Annotated in this window: 11 protein-coding genes; 5 read left to right on the top strand and 6 right to left on the bottom strand. The window is 56.1% G+C overall.

All coding sequences use genetic code 11. The annotated features are described in order from the left end of the window. Positions 1–381: 381 nt before the first annotated feature. Complete coding sequence (locus tag WA367_RS06860; RefSeq protein ID WP_336056029.1) at positions 382–765, bottom strand: response regulator; 384 nt, start codon at positions 763–765, stop codon at positions 382–384. Further along, entirely contained in the window at positions 765–1,184 is a 420-nt protein-coding gene (locus WA367_RS06855; protein ID WP_336056028.1) for a response regulator, read from the bottom strand. Before WA367_RS06855 ends, WA367_RS06860 begins: the two co-directional genes overlap by 1 nt. An 876-nt stretch (positions 1,185–2,060) precedes the next feature. Between WA367_RS06855 and WA367_RS06850 the strand changes: the two genes are divergently transcribed. Continuing rightward, positions 2,061–4,325 carry a DUF6538 domain-containing protein gene (locus WA367_RS06850; protein ID WP_336056027.1) on the top strand — a complete coding sequence of 755 codons (2,265 nt, stop codon included), beginning with the start codon at positions 2,061–2,063 and terminating at the stop codon, positions 4,323–4,325. A 219-nt stretch (positions 4,326–4,544) separates the two neighbouring features. On the opposite strand, the gene WA367_RS06845 is transcribed toward WA367_RS06850, so the two are convergent. The 4 genes from WA367_RS06845 to WA367_RS06830 all read right to left on the bottom strand — a co-directional run bounded on the left by WA367_RS06845 (position 4,545) and on the right by WA367_RS06830 (position 8,994). Further along, a complete protein-coding gene (locus WA367_RS06845) occupies positions 4,545–4,826 on the bottom strand; it encodes a hypothetical protein (RefSeq protein ID WP_336056026.1) in 282 nt (93 codons plus the stop codon). 300 nt (positions 4,827–5,126) lie between these two features. Then, positions 5,127–7,667, bottom strand: coding sequence for an AAA family ATPase (locus WA367_RS06840; protein ID WP_336056025.1), 2,541 nt, complete (start codon positions 7,665–7,667; stop codon positions 5,127–5,129). Further along, entirely contained in the window at positions 7,664–7,987 is a 324-nt protein-coding gene (locus tag WA367_RS06835) for a hypothetical protein (RefSeq protein WP_336056024.1), read from the bottom strand. Before WA367_RS06835 ends, WA367_RS06840 begins: the two co-directional genes overlap by 4 nt. 80 nt (positions 7,988–8,067) lie before the next feature. Beyond that, positions 8,068–8,994 carry a hypothetical protein gene (locus tag WA367_RS06830; protein WP_336056023.1) on the bottom strand — a complete coding sequence of 309 codons (927 nt, stop codon included), beginning with the start codon at positions 8,992–8,994 and terminating at the stop codon, positions 8,068–8,070. 866 nt (positions 8,995–9,860) lie between these two features. On the opposite strand from WA367_RS06830, the gene WA367_RS06825 reads away from it, so the two are divergent. The 4 genes from WA367_RS06825 (at position 9,861) to WA367_RS06810 (ending at position 18,268) form a co-directional block, all read left to right on the top strand. Next, positions 9,861–10,694 carry a glycosyltransferase gene (locus tag WA367_RS06825; protein WP_336056022.1) on the top strand — a complete coding sequence of 278 codons (834 nt, stop codon included), beginning with the start codon at positions 9,861–9,863 and terminating at the stop codon, positions 10,692–10,694. 542 nt (positions 10,695–11,236) lie between these two features. Beyond that, the gene (wecB, locus tag WA367_RS06820; RefSeq protein WP_336056021.1) at positions 11,237–12,376 is read left to right on the top strand and encodes a non-hydrolyzing UDP-N-acetylglucosamine 2-epimerase; all 1,140 of its coding nucleotides are present in this window, start codon (positions 11,237–11,239) and stop codon (positions 12,374–12,376) included. Beyond that, positions 12,366–13,622 carry a UDP-N-acetyl-D-mannosamine dehydrogenase gene (gene wecC, locus WA367_RS06815; RefSeq protein ID WP_336056020.1) on the top strand — a complete coding sequence of 419 codons (1,257 nt, stop codon included), beginning with the start codon at positions 12,366–12,368 and terminating at the stop codon, positions 13,620–13,622. The genes wecB and wecC overlap by 11 nt, the downstream gene beginning before the upstream one ends. Positions 13,623–13,663: 41 nt before the next feature. Further along, a complete protein-coding gene (locus WA367_RS06810; protein WP_336056019.1) occupies positions 13,664–18,268 on the top strand; it encodes an FkbM family methyltransferase in 4,605 nt (1,534 codons plus the stop codon). Positions 18,269–18,667 lie beyond the last annotated feature (399 nt).

The following is an 18,667-nucleotide window of genomic DNA, read 5'->3' as shown; positions in this document are numbered from 1 at the left end:
AGGTGATTCTTTATTGCTCATCGAGCTGTCGTGGATACGTTGAAGTACGCTGCGGGCCGTGTTAGCCCGCTGCCAGTTCAGACCCTTCAGAGCGCGCCCATCTATTGCAGCCACCCGGCCTGTAGCCATTTCGACTACAGACCATACGCCTGAATCATCCTGCACGCATCGATAGTCGCTCGCCCGCTGCACCTGTCACACCTCCAAGGAATTGTCTTGAATTCTTTGAGCTAGGGCGTAGCAGTCTTGGCTTCAATATCACAATGGAAGTCACTGATCCAGCGGGTGATAAGCGGTCAACCGAACGCTCGCCCATCAACAAGGCATGGAGCGTTCAGAAACATCTCGCAATCTTTGGCGCGCACAGCCGGACTGAGGCTTTCATCTCGCGCGTAATCGTTTGATATGGTCCAAGATCAGCATTTGATCATAGGGTTTTACGAGATGAGGCCCTTCCTCACAGAGATCGCCGGCCGTATTGGCAACGCCTTCGCCGGCGCTGGCCAGCAGCATCTTCACCTCGAGCTCAGACTTCCGGATCCTTTGCGCCAAGCCGAATCCGCTTAGGTCGCCGGGAAGCTCCACATCGGCCAGGACGACGTCGATCGCGAATTTGGGATGTCGGATCACCTGTAGAGCTTCCTCTCCCGTCCCCGCCTCAATCACGCGAAAGCCGCAGTGGCGAAGATACTCCGAGATGACGGTCCGGGCTATCACGTCTCCATCAACGACAAGTATCGACTCGGCATTTTCCGCTCGCTCCATCACTCATGACTCTCTGCGGAGCCCGCGTTTATCATCTCCGCTATCGCTCCCGCCAGCTCATCGCTGGGGGTGGGCTTCGAAACGAATAGGTCCATGAGATGTTCGTTTTGGCTATTCTGTACGAGATGACCTGACATCACGACGATTAGTACACCTGGGCGCTCTTGCCTGACTGCACGCGCTACGTCCATGCCACTGCGCTTTCCCGGCATCCGCACGTCGGTAATTACAAGATCCAGGCGCGCTGTCGACCCAACCACATCGATGGCCTCGTCGGCATTTCCGGCCTCAATGACTTGAAAGCCCAAGCGCCTGATCTCCTCGGCAAAGTCGAACCGGATGAGGGGTTCATCCTCCGCCAAAAGCACCACCGGCCTGTCCCTCTCGAGTTCACGCTCGGAGATAAGTTCAGCAGCCATCAGTAACTTCTGGTTGAGAGATATCGTGTCTATCCATGTTCACCTCTTGCTGTCACGTCGACACATAACTTTACTGAGGCCGCGTGGTTCCGCAGGGTTTGCATGATTTCTCTGGGGTTCGCAGCTGGGGAAGAAGGCCAGACCGAATCCACAGACGCATTTTCGACACTCGTCACTGCCTTTGGTGCGCAAACGACAACCTCACCTGCCGCATGTCTGTTGACCCGTCGTGACGAATTTGACTCAGAATGAGTGCGGGGCTACGACTTGGTTTTTGTGGAGGGCGTCCTTAGATGCGACCTTTTCGCAACGAAGACCTCTTACTGCTAGCGGCAGCAATAGCGATGATCATGGCTATCGGGGTAGCAGTATCTTGATGGGAATCACAGCGCCCGGCAGTTGAAGAGTAGAGGAACGACGCAACCCCACCAGCCAATGAAGGCCAGCGGGGCGAGTTGGGGGATGCGGAAGATCAGGTCACCAAACCACCTTTGATCAAGAACACCGCTACGCCATTGACGATCCCTCCGATCTTTTGCGACGGCTCAAGCCAAGACGGCCGGGATCGATCCGCGCCAATCTCGCCTTCGGGCGCCGGGGGTCCATGTTCGCTGAAGGACCTCGACTTTTCCGATCAGTCGCTCCGCGAGCGGGCGGCACAAGGCGCCGCCGACATGAATTCGATGCTACACAGAATCGTTCGAAACGGCGGAAAATTGTCTCGTTTATCGCGGTCCGGGTTTCCAGGTTCCCCAGCCATTTCGCACGTCCGCAGTTTGGATTCATTGAAGAATTCGTCCGCTGCGAATCCTCCGAAGCAGTGTTTTTGCCGATTTTGCCCTCTGTGCCCAAAACTGTCGCACAGGACTGATGCACATGGCTGTGCACGTTCTGCGCCAAGCGCACAAGGATTCGGTCATGTCAGCACGGCATCGCATCGCCAACCTCACCCGCCGCGGCAATGTTTTTTACTGGCGCGCAAGGATCCCTTCAGCGCTCGCCATCGACCAACGCAGTCACCTCGCATTGTCTCTGCGCCACGGGGATCATACAAAGGCCAAAAGCATGGTCCGGCGGCTCAACACGCTGCTGGCGGAACTGGCCGAAGGTGACAGGGCGCGCATGACAAGCCGCGAACAGCTGGAAGAGATTTTTCGCGCCGAGATCGAGCGCATGAATGAGAGCATCGAGGATCTCGCCTTCGCCGCACGCCGCACGGGCTCGGCGGCGGAAGAGAATTTGCGCGCCGACATCCTCGTGGGCTGGGCCTATCGCCTCATCGAACTCTTTGGCACGGGCCGCCCCATGCGCTTCGACGCAGGCTGCCCTGCCCGCCGCGTTCTCGAACAGGCGGGATTCGCGGAAAGCCAGATCAGCGAGATTGCCGCGACTTTCGATCAGGAGCGCAAAGAATGCCGCACGGCCTATTTCGAAGGCTTCCTCAAGTCGGAAATGGAGGCGCACGGGGTCAGGGACACGCCATTGAACCGTGAACGGGCCACACAGCAAATCATGCGCGCCAAGGCAGATGTGCTACTCGGCATGCCTGATCGTTATGGACCGCTGAGCACGGGCAGTAACGTGGCGGCGCAGTTTGGAGAGCCGAGGCAGCCGCAAAGACCCGCCCCGGAAGTCGCTCCATCGCCAGCACCTGCTACAGCGAACACAAATCAGAACGAAGCACCCGCAAGGGTCCTTCCCTCGCTGGAGCAGACGCATGTGCCGCAAGCGCAAACCACCGTATCTGCGCGTTCCGCTGATGCGCCTGTCTCTCCCACGCCTGAAGTGGTTGCTCCGCAGCAGTCTCAGCCCGCACCAGCACCAGCGCCAGAGCCGGAAGTTATCGCACCCGCCGCCCAAACCACGCCCGCTCCTGTCATCGATGACGAGAAAGGCGTGGATCTGCCGCTCTCGCAGTTTATCGCCGAATGCGACGCGCTGATGAAGAGCAACCAGCATCACTGGGAGGATGCCACTGCCAAAGATGTGAAGGTCGCGGTCACCATGCTGGTGGGCGTGCTGGAGGAACAGGGCATCACGCACTCAAGCCAGATGCGGCAGATCCATCTGGGCAAGCTGCGTGAGCATTTCGATCACATCCTAACGAATTACGGCCGCAGTCCGAGGCTGCGTTCCCTCGGCACGGCGGCCTTGCGCGCGGCCTCCGCAGAAGCCGTGAAGTCGCACAAGGATGCAGGCAAGGAGCCACCGAAACTGGGCTTAGGGCCAGCTACAATTCGCAAGCATCTGGCCAATATCAACACCTTCCTGACCTATATCAAAGGACGTGGCTATCACGTGCCGAACCTCACCATGGATGGCCTGCGGCCCAGGAAGCCGAAACTGAGCGATGCACGGCGTATTACGGACAAGCCGGGGCCCGAGCAGGTGCGGCCCATGTTCGACATGCCGCTCTTCACGGGCTGCAAGAGTGCCACGGAGCAGGAATTTGCGGGGCCGCACATCTTCCATTCGGCCAACTATTTCCTGCCCATGCTGATGGTCTATCTCGGGCCGCGCCGCAACGAGGTTGCGGGGCTGGCTGTCAAGGACATCATGAAGACGGGCCAAGGCTGGGCGATCGACATCCGCCCGAACAAATTCCGCAGCCTCAAGAATGCGAGCTCGGCGCGGATGCTGCCAGTCCCGGATGAAGTGCTGCGGTTGAACTTCATCGACTATGTCGAAGCGATCAAGCATCTGCGGTACGAGATGCTATTCCCGGAACTCTACGCGAAAAGCCGCAGAACCGATCCGGGTGACCGTTTCTACAAGGACTTTGTGCCCAAGCTGAACCAGCATCTCGGTGATGCCGAACGCTGGAACCGCGTGCTGCACGCTCTACGCCACGGATTTGCAGACACGCTGAAACAGGCGCTCGTTCATCCGAGCATCATCAGCGACATCGCAGGCCGTCTGGGCAACGACGAAACCAGCATGCGCTACACCAACCGTGCAGGGCTGAACGTGATCAAGGATGCGCTGGAGAAGTATCCGAGTGTGACCAGCCACCTTGAGCCGCAGCCGATCAGGCTGCTGCCATGGGTGGAGGCACGGGAGGCCTCACCCTGGGAGGGGCGGACGACGAGTGAGAGGCTGACCAGGGCGCGACAGGTGCGGGCGACACGATCGCGAAATTAGCTCCATACAACACACGCAAGCAGAGACCATGACTTCCTTTTCTCTCATCGACAGGCTTCTGGATGAACAAGATCGTGGCCTCTTCCCTAGTATAGAAGCGTCAGGTTGGACGCACAGCATCACTATGTGAGTTTCTGTAATTCCGATTCCAAAACAGGGAGTAATGGGGGGAATACGTTCAGAAGAGTGCATCACCATGTGATCCGCAAAGGGCCAGCACTAGCCGAAGCGGCGCATCCGGCGGTGGAGCACCCGCATGACCTGCTCCCTGTCATAACCGTCCTCGACCAACCGTCGCCTGGCGTACCTAAGGATCCACTGCAGCGCCTGCGGATGTAGTGCGGGGTCACGTGCCACAGCACTGGCGAAAGCTGCCACGGCAGCAGCAACAGCTACATCGATCGCCGAGGCTTCTGGCCGCCTCTCCACTGCCAGCCGCTTTCGGTAGCGCTGCTGGCGCTCCCTGTGGGATGCATCGTCGGATTTCACGGCTCGGGGCATGCTCTTTCTCCTTTGTCCCGTCACTACGAGACAAGGATGCCGAGCACCCATGCAAGGAACAAAAGCCGGCGGAAGGCGGATAAAGAAGTGATTGCTGCACCAACAGCGACAGCGTTCCTGCTCTTCTGCCAGCGCACGTCGTTTGTCGAAGTAACGCTTTCCACCGTCTCGGAATCGACTTCCCAGAGATTTGGATCGCTTGTCCGTGATTCAGAATCCGAAGATCTCAATTTATTTCAAAGCGAGATGCCTTGCCTGCACGTGGAGATGCATTCTTCGGCTGGCGGAATCGCTTTTTCATTATCCGGAATCGCTGGTCCACATTCCAGAATCGGCTTCCACTAATCCTGAATCCAGACATCTCAATTTTTTTCGCGTTGCAGGCACTGCATCATGGATTGGCCGTACCTCATCATGCACCGCGCATTGCCGCACCTGATTGATGACTTGAGCAAGCGGTTCGCCTTCAAGTGTCTCGTGCTCAATCAGCGCTTCAGCAACGAGCATGATCCCGCTGACATTCTGTAGAACCAAGGCCAGCGCTTGCGCATAAGCTTCGTCCAGACGTTTGCTCACTCTCGCTCGCAGTTCCGGATCGCTAGCCAAGGTATCCGCCCAAGCTTCAGGTGATCGGTAGACGAAAGGTTGGTGTGCTCCCGCTCCGACAGAAGCTTCCAGGGAGAATGCGAGCGCGGTTGCTTGGGCCAAATCCGATTGCGAACCACCGCCTGCACCAAGTGTCGGTTTGCCAAGTACGACTTCCTCGGCCGCTCGACCTGCAAGATATGACCGGATGACGTTCATTCGGCCATCTTCGTGATGCAGGACATCCGGATGGAACGTGGATTGCGTATATGGCCGTCCATCCGATCCCTCGATCGTCACAAGCTCGACCTCGGCTACACCCGTCAACGTGCGCGCAACCACATGCCCAGCCTCATGCACCGCAAAGCGGTGGCGCAGTTCTTCATTTAGGACAGGCAGCTGATCCCTGAGCCGCGCCTCAACGTCATTGAGCGACAGGTCACGGCGCTCACGGCGCGACCTCTGACGCGCTTCCCGCACCAGTTTTTCAATGTCTGCACCGCTCAGGCCATTGGCGCGGCGGGCGATCCGCAGGAGTTGCCGCTCCATCTGCGCTCCCTCAATCGCGAGATGACGCATAAGGTGGTGCCGCAAGATGCCAGCCAACGCTTGCGTATCTGGCAGCGGGATTTCGATATGGGTCTCGAGGCGACCGGAGCGAACAAGAGCGCGATCCAACAGGTGCGGCTGGTTGGTCGCGCCGACGATGATCACACCCTCGCATGCCACGGCACCGTCCAACAACTCAAGTGCTTTGTTGATGAAGGCATTCCAGTAGCTGCTATCCCGGTCTTTGTGCCCTCCTCTCGTGCCGAGACCGTCGATCTCGTCGATGAACAACACAAGTGGACTATGCCGCTCCGCCTCTTCAAAGGTCGTCCGCACGCGCTGCAGCACTTCGCCGAGTGCACTTGGCTCCAGCCAGGTGGAGACCGATGTCGCAAGCAAAGGCAACTGAAGAGTGTTTGCCAGCGCTTTGGCAAAAGTTGTCTTGCCCGTTCCGGGCGACCCGTGAAGCAGAAGGCGCGTGATCATGTCAGACCAATCGAGCTGTCCTTTGCGCCACAGGGCGACATCCCCTTTAAGCGCGAGCGCCCACTCAGCAGCTTCGCCATAACCTGATAGAACTTCTACCCGCAGTGCATTCTCATCATCCGGAGCAGCAGGTTGAATGAGTTCACCACCTGTGTCTGCAGTTCTGCCGTGCGATGAGGAATCGTTCCGCGTGTTCTTCTTGTTCTGAGGAAGGCGCTCTTCGGCTGGCTGGGCAAGTCTTGCCTGAAGGCGTACAACAACATCAGCTGCGTTCATCCCTGAGCGGATTGACCAGAGCAGGTCATCCAGAGACAGCATTTTGCAGTCTTCCGCGCTCACAGCATCCAGCGCATCCAGATCGGCTGCCGCGCCGATGACATGCCGGGCGATCTCTTTCAAGAGTTCTGGTGACAGAGGCTCGCAGCGCAGCGTCAGATCAGCCGACCGCACCAGCCCCTGCGGCAGGAGATCCGGCTGGTCTGCAATAGCCAGCAGCGGCAGGCCTGTCGTAGGTGCATGCCGCAGTCCCCGTTCCACGTCTCTCCTGGACATGTCGTAGGAGGCTTCAAGCAGGATCGACAGTCGCGGTGAGTATGGCCGCATTACCGATGGCGCTGACCAATCGAGACTAATGCGATCCACGGGGATCATGGTAAGCGGACGCGGCAACAGGATGCCACGGCGTAGCAGATGCGAGCAGCATCGCTCGAACCCTTTGACTGCCCCTTGCAAAACAACAACAGGTCGGGGCCGAGACAGCATGGCGTACAGGTCCGTCAGTGAATGGCCACTGCGTGCAACCGCATCGCCAAGCATCAGGACGACCGCGACCTCCGCGGCCAAAGCTGGCTCCACTGCCTCGCGCACGGTGGCCAACAATTCCTTCACCTGCTCCGCATCGCCCCACTCTTCATCGTCATCAGGCCCGAGTTCCCTGTTGGTCTTCTTGCCGAAAACCTCGTCTTCCTCGTCGCCGTTGAAAGCGAGGTTTGCGATTACCTCCAGGCGCAATTTGCGACGCAGCCCACCCCTCAGAAAGACCTCGCTCTTGTGTCCCGGCGCATAGCGCACGGGTGCATCCTCGCCCGCGGATACGCGCTGAAGGATCTTGAGGTTTACCGCCGCCTGCAGCGCGTGCCTGTATGTCTGATGCCGCAGGCGCACGAGCCAATAGTGCACGAGGCGGTCGCGGACCGGAGCGTGGGGAGAAGCCATACTCATGCTCCCTCTCCCGCCGAGACCACTTTCAGCTTCGGTCGATGCTGCTGGCCCGAGGTGAGCTGACCTCTCGCAGCGAGCCACTTCCAGACTAGAATGGCTGTCGGATCACCTTCATCGACCATCTCCACGAGCCTGCGCATGACCCACCGTGCCATCGGTAGATTGTGATGCCGCCCAAGCCGCGCCATACGGATTGCGGAACCGACAGCATGCGCTGACCTGTCGCGTCTATACGCACGTTCGAAATGCGTCCCCTGGCGCAAATCTTCCAAGGTCAAGCCGATGCTTCTGGGGAGCGGGTTCGACTGTTGATCATCCATGGCAAAAGCCTCCTGCCGCAAGCGATTTCGCCCGCGCTGATGAGATTGAAGAATGGGATGGGATGTGTGCTGATGGCGCTTCAGGCGCGGCCAGCGGGATCTATCGCGCCAAAACCGCGCGCGAATCCCACGCGGATCGGCGGCATCGGCTCCGCGACCATCGCTGCAGCCACTTCCCCCTCGCATTCCGCATCTTTATCGTCAGAGGCAAGGCACTCGTTTGAGGTGGTCGTATCCGGCTCTGCAGGAGCCGTGACCAGACGCTGGCAGAGCTGCTGCATCTCCTCCTGCACGCGCTCGGCGAACATGGCTCGAAGCTTGAGCATCGCCTCGCCTGCGTAAGGCAGACCCAGCAATTCCCCGACTTCTCTCAGGGCAAAAACTCCGCGCTCCTGTGCGCTCTGCTCATCGGATCCATCGATGATCGCAATGTCGATCTCGGCGATCCCCTGCCTGCCCTGCTGGTGCAGCACATCGCCTGCGGTCAGTGCAGCCGCCATCATCTTCCTGCGTAACATCTTCAGCTTGCTCTCCTGATAGGAAGAGAGTGACCTTTTGACGTCGATGATGATGGCGCGACGTGCGACCCGATCAAGGATCAGCAGGTCCGGCGAATAGCTCATCTTGTAATGAACATCAGAGCGCAGGTGAATTGCCTCAAGCGCATCCCACTCGTTGCGCTCCAGAAGCTCAAGTGCTGCAGGGACGATGGGCAGTGGCTCCGAGAGTTTGATCACGCGCAGATCCGGGCTGAGCGAAGCAAGGCGCTCCAGCCCCTGCTCAAGCAGGATGCCTTCATGGAAGGTCACAGCGCGAACGAACGAATTGAGTTCGGCATAATCGCCAAACACACCGTCGAAGCGGCAATTGCCAGCGCGGATGGCCTCCAGCGCCTGGTCAACAAGGCCTGAGAGGATCGGCTCCAGCTCCGGAGCAATGGAAGAAGCTGCGAGTGCAGCATGGGAAACGGATGCGCTACGCGCGGCAGCACGATGAACATGTGACATGGAAGGAACTCCAACACGATCAGTTGCGGTGCATGAGCTGCAGACGATCGAGGTCGCTTCCGCACCCAAAGAGCAGCGGAGTTACACGGCTTAATGTCTGCAGTTGTAGATGAAGCGGTGGCGCTCAGCCCAAGCGGCAGCCCGATGCTATTCGCGCGCACTCATGCACATGATCTGGAGGGAGTGGTGCTTCCACCAGGGAAGCGAATAAGATAGCTCTGGTCATAGCCCAATGCCTTCTAGGTCAAGGTTTGAGGGTTAGGCCTTCGTTGAGTGTTACCAGCACTCTCGAAGGCCGATTTTGTCTGCTCCATCTCAAGGAGCAGATCAGAATATGGATCGGATCCGCCTGGATCACAAGTTGCAGATTTGTCCATCTGCGACTTTTACGAATCGCATGGTTAATTCAGGACTGCAAACAAACCCCATCTCACCGCCCCCCGCCCAGTGTGCTGGCCATATAACGTTACCTCGTCACGACCTACCGGAAGTCCGCGCAAATGACCCGGGGTACCCCTTCTTGTTTAACCGGCAGAGATGCTCAGGAGAGCACTTCATGGTTGCCTGTTCTTTGGATAGAGGGTAATGCAGTGATCGGAATACTGGACAATATGCTGGGACGAACGGTTCACTGGGAGCTGGCTGCAATACCAAGTTACTTCTCACCGTTTTGTACGCGCAGCCTTTCGCTTCTTAATCGCTGTAGCGCTGTACTTCTACGACCTCGTTCACATCACTCAGATCGTTGCGGTCATGACGGTAATGATGCTCTTTGGCTCGGTCGAAGGTCAGGTGGCAAAGGTAGTTGTCGACACCTTCCCACGGGCTGGGGCGTATCCCAAATAGCGATGAAAAAGGGGTAAGCTATGAGAACGAGAGTCTACCACCACACAGGGAAAAAGGAGCGGCAGCTTGAGAAGACCCCGCTGGTGGTCGTGTCCCGGTTCAACATCTTTAGCGAAGTATACCCTCACCTCGCGACGGCTGAGTGGGATCATAAACGAGCGCAGGCGTTCAAGAAGTACCTACTCCCTTCCTTGACGCGACAGCGAATCAAGCCCGATGCTTTTTATTTCTTGATTGACGAGGATATCCGCACTCCAGTGTCACAACTGCTGGAGGATCTAAAACATATCCCTTGGGTCAAGCCGATCGTTATCCCTAGATCGCTTGGTTTCACGCGATTCGGTAAAGCGGTCCATACGGCAATCGAAACCGAATTCCCAAACAGAAATGGATTGATATGTGTGCGCGTGGACTCTGACGACGCCCTTAATACGCACTTTTTCAACACGCTTGAAGCTTGCATACAGGATCATATCCTATCGATAGATACGGTGCCGCGCATTTCTTTCATTCACTTCCCTTACGGGTTGATCAAGGATAGTGAAACTTATCGGGTGTACGTCGAGCACCAGACTGCTTTTATTTCGTCCTACACTCACGGCAATGGGAGAGTGGACACTTGCTGCTCCTATGCCCATGATCGAATGTCTGATGCAGGGCCAGTGCTTGAGATAGCTACAGAAGTTCCAATGTGGCTATACGTTCGGCACGGAGACAACATTGGGCTGGTGCACCCTTACCGCTTCCCGATCTCTGGCCCCTTCCATGAGGTCGCGTCACTGTTCGGGTTGCAAGAGGCTACCTCGCCGGAAGTTCACAGCCTTAAACCGATCAATGGTGGCTCTACCTCCTGATACTGCTGGCAAGTGCACCATTCTACTTCGGCCCCAGGTCGAGCGAACAGAGGTTTGCGCGTACAGGATGTACGCGGGTTCTAGACATTTCGAAGCTCGATGAAACGAATGGTCAAGCAGCATTGGTAACTCGACACCTTCTCCACTAAGGCTTGAGGTAATGCATTCTTTCAATAATCGTACGTGAGAGGCCACTTTGTCCGCTGCATGAGCAATTGCAGGCGACAAACTGGAAGGCATCGCAACGAACCATAAGCCGCAGCCCTTTGTTTACGCGACTTTTGCATCACATGTTTAGTGAAGAGCTCAAGAAGCGGCGAAAACAGAATCCGACTTTGCTATTCAGAAATCGAGAGCATTAAGATCCATTTTAATCCGCCCTTCATACACGGTGAATCTCACCAAAGAATCAGGGACAATTTCTACACGTGTTGCACCCGGCAACCATGGCGAGTAGAAGCCGGGCAGCGCGATACCTTGTAGAATCACCATATTCAGTGTATCGGCGGCAACTTGCCGCTGAGCATACGAGGTTTCAGAGTATGAAGGTTTTATCAGTTGTGGGAACCCGGCCTGAAGCCGTTAAGATGGCCCCATTGATCCTGAGTTTGAATTCCGACGACCGCTTTGCTTCGAAATTATGCGTTACGGCTCAGCATCGTCACATGCTTGACCAAGCGCTCGCACTTTTCGAGATCATACCAGATTTCGACCTCGACATTATGCAGCCTGGACAAGACCTCAGCGATGTGACCGCCAGCATTCTGTTGCGCTTGCGAAGTGTATTGTCAGAGTTCCACCCAGACATAATCTTGGTACACGGCGATACCGCTACGACGTTCGCTGCAAGTTTGGCTGCGTACTATCACAAAATTCCGGTCGGACACGTAGAAGCGGGTTTGAGAACCGGTAACCTCTCTTCTCCGTGGCCTGAAGAAGCCAACCGCAAACTGACGGGTGCACTAGCTGCACTTCATTTTGCCCCAACTGAGACAGCACGTGGCAATCTTTTGCGCGAGGGCGTAGACTCTTCAACCGTACATATTACCGGCAATACTGTGGTAGATGCACTTTTCCAAGTGGTCGACAAGTTGAAGCTTGACGTGGCGCTAAGAGAGCGCCTGCAGAAGCAGTTCCATTTCACGGATCCAACAAAGCGCATGGTCTTGGTTACTGGCCACCGACGTGAAAGTTTTGGCGGCGGTTTCGAGAGAATTTGTACAGCCATAAGAGAAACAGTTGATCGTTTTTCCGACATAGAAGTTATCTATCCCGTTCACTTGAACCCAAATGTCCAGGAGCCGGTGCGCCGCTTGCTCGGTGGTAGTGACCGCATTCACCTCATTGAGCCACTAGACTATCTGCCCTTCTTATACCTCATGGAACGTGCATACCTCATTCTGACGGATTCTGGCGGCGTTCAAGAGGAGGCCCCTTCGCTGGGCAAGCCCGTCCTAGTGATGCGCGACACGACCGAGCGCCCAGAGGCTGTGCAGGCGGGTACGGTGAAGCTGGTAGGCACCGACACGCGAAAAATTATTGATGCAGCCAGCGAGTTGCTGTCCGATAAAGCAGCTTACGACCGCATGAGCTTCGCCCACAACCCCTATGGCGACGGAAAGGCGTGCGAACGTATCCTGTCAGCCCTCGCCTCTTTCGGGAAAAGTCACAATGCAATTTGATTCGGTATCTGTCATCGGTCTAGGTTATATCGGACTGCCGACTGCTGCTGTCCTTGCTGCGCGAAAAAAGAAGGTGATCGGGGTCGACATCAATTCAAATGCTGTCGAGACGATCAATCGCGGCGAAATACACATCGTTGAACCGGATCTCGACATCGTTGTGCATGCCGCTGTCAGTGAAGGCTGGCTGCGTGCGACGACTGAACCCGAACCCGCTGATGCCTTTCTGATTGCCGTCCCGACGCCGTTTCGCGACGGCTACGAGCCCGATCTTAGCTACATTCGCGCCGCTGCCCGGGCGATAGCTCCAGTTCTGAAGAAGGGTGATCTGGTGGTACTGGAATCCACTTCGCCTGTCGGCGCGACAGAACAAATGGCTTCGTGGCTGCAAGAAGCCCGTCCAGACCTGACGTTTCCACAGACGCACTGCGAAAACTCCGACATTCGGGTGGCCCACTGCCCTGAACGGGTGCTACCCGGCCATGTGTTACGGGAACTGGTGCAGAATGACCGCGTAATTGGCGGCATGACACACCGCTGTTCAGAAGCGGCGGTCGCACTCTACAAAACGTTTGTGGAGGGCGAGTGTATAGTTACGAGCGCACGAACAGCCGAGATGTGCAAACTCACGGAGAACAGCTTCCGCGACGTCAACATCGCGTTCGCCAACGAACTTTCCATCATCTGCGACAAACTCGACATCGATGTGTGGGAATTGACTCGCCTCGCCAATCACCATCCCCGGGTGAACATTCTGAAGCCTGGCCCCGGCGTCGGTGGACACTGCATTGCAGTGGACCCTTGGTTCATCGTGGCCAGCACTCCACAGCAAGCCCGCTTAATACGCACTGCACGAGAAGTGAACGACGGCAAGCCTGGGTGGGTCGTCGAGAAGGTGAAGCAAGCTATTGGTACGTTTCTCCTGGACCATCCCGAACGCTCGGCTAGCGAAGTGAACGTGGCTTGCTTCGGTCTGGCCTTTAAGCCGAATATTGACGACTTGCGGGAGAGCCCCGCAGCGGTCGTGGCTAAAAAACTTTCTGATTTGCTAGGGGACCGCTTATTACTTGTTGAACCCCATATCGAGGAACTACCGCAGGCATTGCAGAAGCACCCGCTACTCACCGCCGAAAGCGCTCTCGCCATGGCAGACATTGTGGTGGTCTTGGTCGCTCACTCGCAGTTCCAGGGAATTGAAGCGAAGATCGGTCCTGATCAGCTTCTTATAACGACGACACGGGCTTAAGATCCTGCGCGACCCGATCCCGTCAAAAGCATGAGGTCCTGATGTCTGCCTTTCAACGCATAGCAGTCGACGGCGTAGAATATCTCATCGCGTTGCCGAACAAGGACACCGACTATATTCAACGCCGCATCTATGAAGAGGGCACGCCCTACGAGTTGCATATGTTGCGGGACATGGCACGGCGACTGTCTTCGGGCGATCTTGTCCTCGATGTAGGGGCCAATGTGGGCAACCATAGCCTATATCTGGCAGCAGTCGCAGGTTGTCGCGTCCATGCATTTGAACCCACCAGGTCGCTCTGCGCAGCGATCGAGGAAAGCCTGGCACTCAATCGCCTTGAAGAGCAGGTGGTGGTTCACTGCAACGGCCTTGGGAGGGAACCTGCAAAAGCGCATTTCAGCCACACGGACGAAAGTAATTTGGGAGGGCAGTCGCTCGAAATCGGCAACAGCGATGACGATATTGTCAACATAGTGCGGCTAGATGATATTCCCTTCGACCAAGCTGTGAAGGCGGTAAAGATTGATGTCGAAGGCATGGAACTTGCAGTTCTGGAAGGGGCGGCAAAGCTGATCGAGCGCGATCGCCCACTGCTGTATGTCGAGTGTCAGCATCTTCAAAACTTTAGTGATCTCCAAGCATGGCTCGAGCCGTATGGCTACTGCTACTGGGATACCTTCAATGCCACCCCGACTCATTTATTCATTCGTCTTGAGGACGTAACAGACGCGCAGCGAATCGAACGTCTGATGACAAAGACGGTGCTGAACGTGTACCGGCTAGAAGAGACCATAGCTGAATTGCGCTTCAAACTGGACCGCGCCAATAAAAAGTATCGCGACGCCACGCAAAGTATCTCAAAGTTGAAGGAGCAGCTTCACGCAGCAGACATTAAATATCGGGAATCATCCGCACGTGAAGCCCTACTGCTCCATGAACAGGAGTCACACTACGCGTCTCTGAGAGCGGACCTATTACTAGCTGCCGAACATAAGGACCTGCATAATCGGCTTTCTAAGGAAATTGTTGTTCTTGGAACGGAAAAACGAGCTCTGGAAAAGCGTCTCGATGAGGCACTCAACCACGAGCGGCAAGCCGAACAGAAGCTTCGGCATGTAGAGCGATCAACGGCGCTGATATCCCGTAACCTAGACCGCGCCAATGCAAAATATAGGCAAGTAACGCGTCAGCTAAACACTATGCGACGCTCCAGAACGTTCAAGGCAGCCAGGTATTTCAGACAGGCACGGGGGTCGTGGGGTGCGGCTATTCGGCTGCCTTTACGCCTCATTCGCCTTGCACGGCAGCAGCCTTCGGCACAAACGGTCGTAGAGGGCAGGTCGAGTGCCGCTCGGCAGCCAGTGCTGAGCGATGCTCCGCCCGCTCTACTGCAATCATTCGGACAAACGCAATTCGGAACGCTGCGGGTTGCCTGTATTATGGACGAGTTCACGTTCCAGTCCTACCTCCCCGAGTGCAACCTGTTTCCCCTAACTCCAGGGCGGTGGAAGGATGAACTAGAGAAATTTCGTCCGGAGCTACTCTTCGTCGAGGCAGCATGGCGGGGGAAAGACGAGCTTTGGGGCAACAAAGTCGGTCATGCCAGTGATGAGTTGAAAGACATTGTAAAATGGTGCCGCGACCACAGCGTACCAACGGTTTTCTGGAACAAAGAGGACCCTGTTCACTTTTCCACGTTTCTGAACACGGCGCGCCTGTTCGACTTCGTTTTCACCACTGATATCGACTCTATTCCCGGTTATAAAGCTGCGCTGGGGCATGATCGGGTCTATCTTCTACCGTTTGCCTGTCAGCCGCGTGCGCATAATCCGATCAGGAAATACGAACGGAAGGACGCGTTCTGCTTTGCGGGCGCATACTACGTCCGCTATCCTGAGCGCACACGCGATCTCGGCCGGTTCGTCGAACATCTGCCTAGCTACCGCCCGCTTGAGATCTATGACCGGAACCACGGAAAAGACCATCCTGACTACAAGTTTCCAGAGGAATACCACCCACATATCGTTGGAAGTCTTCCATTCGATCAGATTGACCGCGCCTACAAGGGCTATCGATATGCGATCAATCTCAACTCGATCAAGCAGTCGCAAACCATGTTTGCGCGGCGTGTGTTCGAGCTTCTGGCATCGAATACCGTGACGATAAGCAACTATTCGCGGGGCCTGCGACTGTTTTTTGGAGATCTTGTGATCACAAGTGATGACGGCAGCGAGCTTATCCGGCGCGTCGAGGCTCTCGCAGGCGACTACATGAAACTGCGGAAGTTCCGGTTGGCGGGTTTGCGAAAGGTCATGCGCGAGCACACCTATAACGACCGGCTGGCCTATGTGATGGCAAAAGTCACGGGCGCCCCCCCGCCAGACCTCATGCCCCACGTTGCGGTCGTTGCGCGTGCCGACTCGGGCGAGTCGCTAAAAGCGATCCTCGAAAACTTCGGTCGGCAGAGCTACTCCAACAAGAAACTGGTTGTCGTCGTCGACGATCAGCAATTGGTCGATATCACGCCCGATGCGAACGTGCAGGTGGTGAAGGCCGCAGATGCAGAATTGCCCGTGGCGCGATTTACCGGAGAAGCTGAGTGGATTGCCGGCTTGGTGGCAGGCGATTATTATGGCCCTGATTACCTTACAGATCTGGCACTGGCTACGCGCTACAGTCAGGCGAAAGCATTAGGAAAGGTCGCGCATCATCGGTGGGCAGAAGGCCGCGTAGAGGTGGAGCAGCTTGAAGCGGAGTACGCCGTGGCCCAAAGTGTGCCCTTACGGTCCGCGCTGCTGCATGCGGAACGCGTTGCCGAACGACCACTTGCGACCTTTTCTGCTGGCATCGGACATGAGTATCTGCGGGAGGGCTACGTACAGGCCATCGATGTCTTCAACTACTGCCGAGAGGGGATGTCTGGCACCACGGTCAAGGAGAACGTGGAAATGGTCGTGAACGATTCACCGGGGCTGAACGAAGGGGAATCGATTGCGAAACTGATCGAGCGAGCGGAGCATGCGAAACCTGAGCTCCCGGTTCAAGACGACGCGCCAGTTCTGACGGGGGCAGAACTGGCCAAACATTTCAAACCCGCGGCAGGCAAGCCCTATCGTTTCGCAGTCGAAGGTTCTGGTTGGCAGGTGGAATCCAGTCTCCAGGATGGAAAGCATGACTATATTTACGCGGCGCAGGAGCTTGCACCTGAAGAACTCGGTTACCAAGACCATGCGACCTTCTATCTCCATGTCACGCCGGGACTGAACGTTCAGTTGGTCATGATATTTCTGGACCAAAAGCGGGAACGCATCGGCGCTGCCATCAAACCAGCAAATCGGAACCATGATGTCCCACTTCCAGATGGAACCAGCTTTATACGTCTGGGTCTGCGCCTCTATGGCAATGGGAGTGCCACGATCAAAAACCTCGTCTTAGGTCACCGCCGACAGCGCCCCGCCGAGATTGTGGGGCGCAGTAAGTATCTTCTTCTGACCAATCATTACCCCAGCTACGATGATCTCTATCGCAATGGGTTCGTTCACAGCCGCGTTCTCGCCTACAAGGAAGATGGCGTGGATGTTGACGTGTTCCGACTGCGTAAGGACGAGCCACTGAGCTACCACGAATTTCAGGATGTAGATGTAATCACAGGATCGCAAGAAGCACTTTACAAGTTGCTGAGTTCTGGCCGCTACGAGCACGTTCTGGTCCATTTTCTGGACGCTGACATGTGGTCGGTGCTCCAACATTTCACAGAAGATATTAAGATCTCCGTTTGGGTCCATGGAGCGGAAATACATCCGTGGCATCGGCGAAAATTCGATATCGAAACACCACAACAGGAGCAGCTTGCCAAAGAACGCAGCGAAACCAGGATGTCATTCTGGCGTCGCATTCTGAATCCTATGCCAGCCAATCTCAAACTCGTGTTCGTCTCCAATACACTCGCTTGCGACGCGGAGCGCGATCTGGGACTAACTCTACCGAAAAAACAGCATACCATTATTCACAACCCTATCGACACGAGCCTCTTCAAATATCGTCCGAAGCCAGCCGAGCAGCGGAAGAAGATCCTGGCGATTCGACCGTTCGCTTCAAGGATCTACGCAAACGACCTGAGCGTAGAGACTTTGCTTAGATTAAGTAAGCTTCCATTTTTTTCTGACTTGGAAGTTCTAATTGTGGGTGAAGGTAAGTTATTTGAGGAAACTGTTGAGCCTCTGAAGAAGTTCAGCAATGTCACCCTAAAAAGGACGTTCTTGACAAGAGAGCAGATTGCCAGCCTCCATAAGGAGTTCGGATTATTCCTCTGCCCCTCCCGTATGGACACACAGGGCGTATCGCGCGACGAGGCCATGTCATCAGGTCTCGTGCCTATAACCACAGCAGTGGCAGCGATCCCAGAGTTCGTTGACAGTGAGTGCGGGATACTCGCACCTTCGGAAGATGCACAGGCCATGGCCGAAGGAATCGCAATGCTCTATAACAATCCGGACCAGTTTCTTCGGCTGTCAGAAAACGCTGCGCAGCGCGTTCGCAGCCAGTCCGGCAAGGAGCGCATCATCAGAGAGGAGTTGAGTCAGTTTGTAGCGGCAGTGTCATTAAAAGCTGCTGAGACAGATCCAAATGAAGTTTCGGCACACTGACGATCCATTGACGGTCTCCCGTAGCATAAATTCCTGCCGGCTCGTGTTTTTCGTTACAACTACGAACTTTCATTTAAGGTGAGGACAATTGCGCACACACTGGCATTCTCTGCTGATAGATGCATCTCGTGAGGAGATTGCAGCCCATGAGGCAGAGCTTCATGCGCTGCAGGGCAGCGCGCGCTACCGCGTGGGCGGTTGGCTGCTTGGGGTGTGGCCTCCGAGCGTTCGGACAGCCGGAGTGCTTCTTCAACTTCTGCGGCATTTCTTCCGCCGTCGCGCGAGAAGGTCACGCAATGCCACTCTGCGATCGCCGGGCAAAACGCCCCAAGCCGCCGTGCAAGCCTCTACGATAATATTCGGACCTGCAGTTCCCGGAGCGGACAATGCCGAGGGAGT

It is taken from the genome of Nitratireductor sp. CH_MIT9313-5 (assembly GCF_037029545.1).
Taxonomy (GTDB): Bacteria; Pseudomonadota; Alphaproteobacteria; order Rhizobiales; family Rhizobiaceae; genus Chelativorans.
Note: the sequence above shows the minus strand (reverse complement) of the source record. Positions and strands in the feature narration are given on the sequence as shown.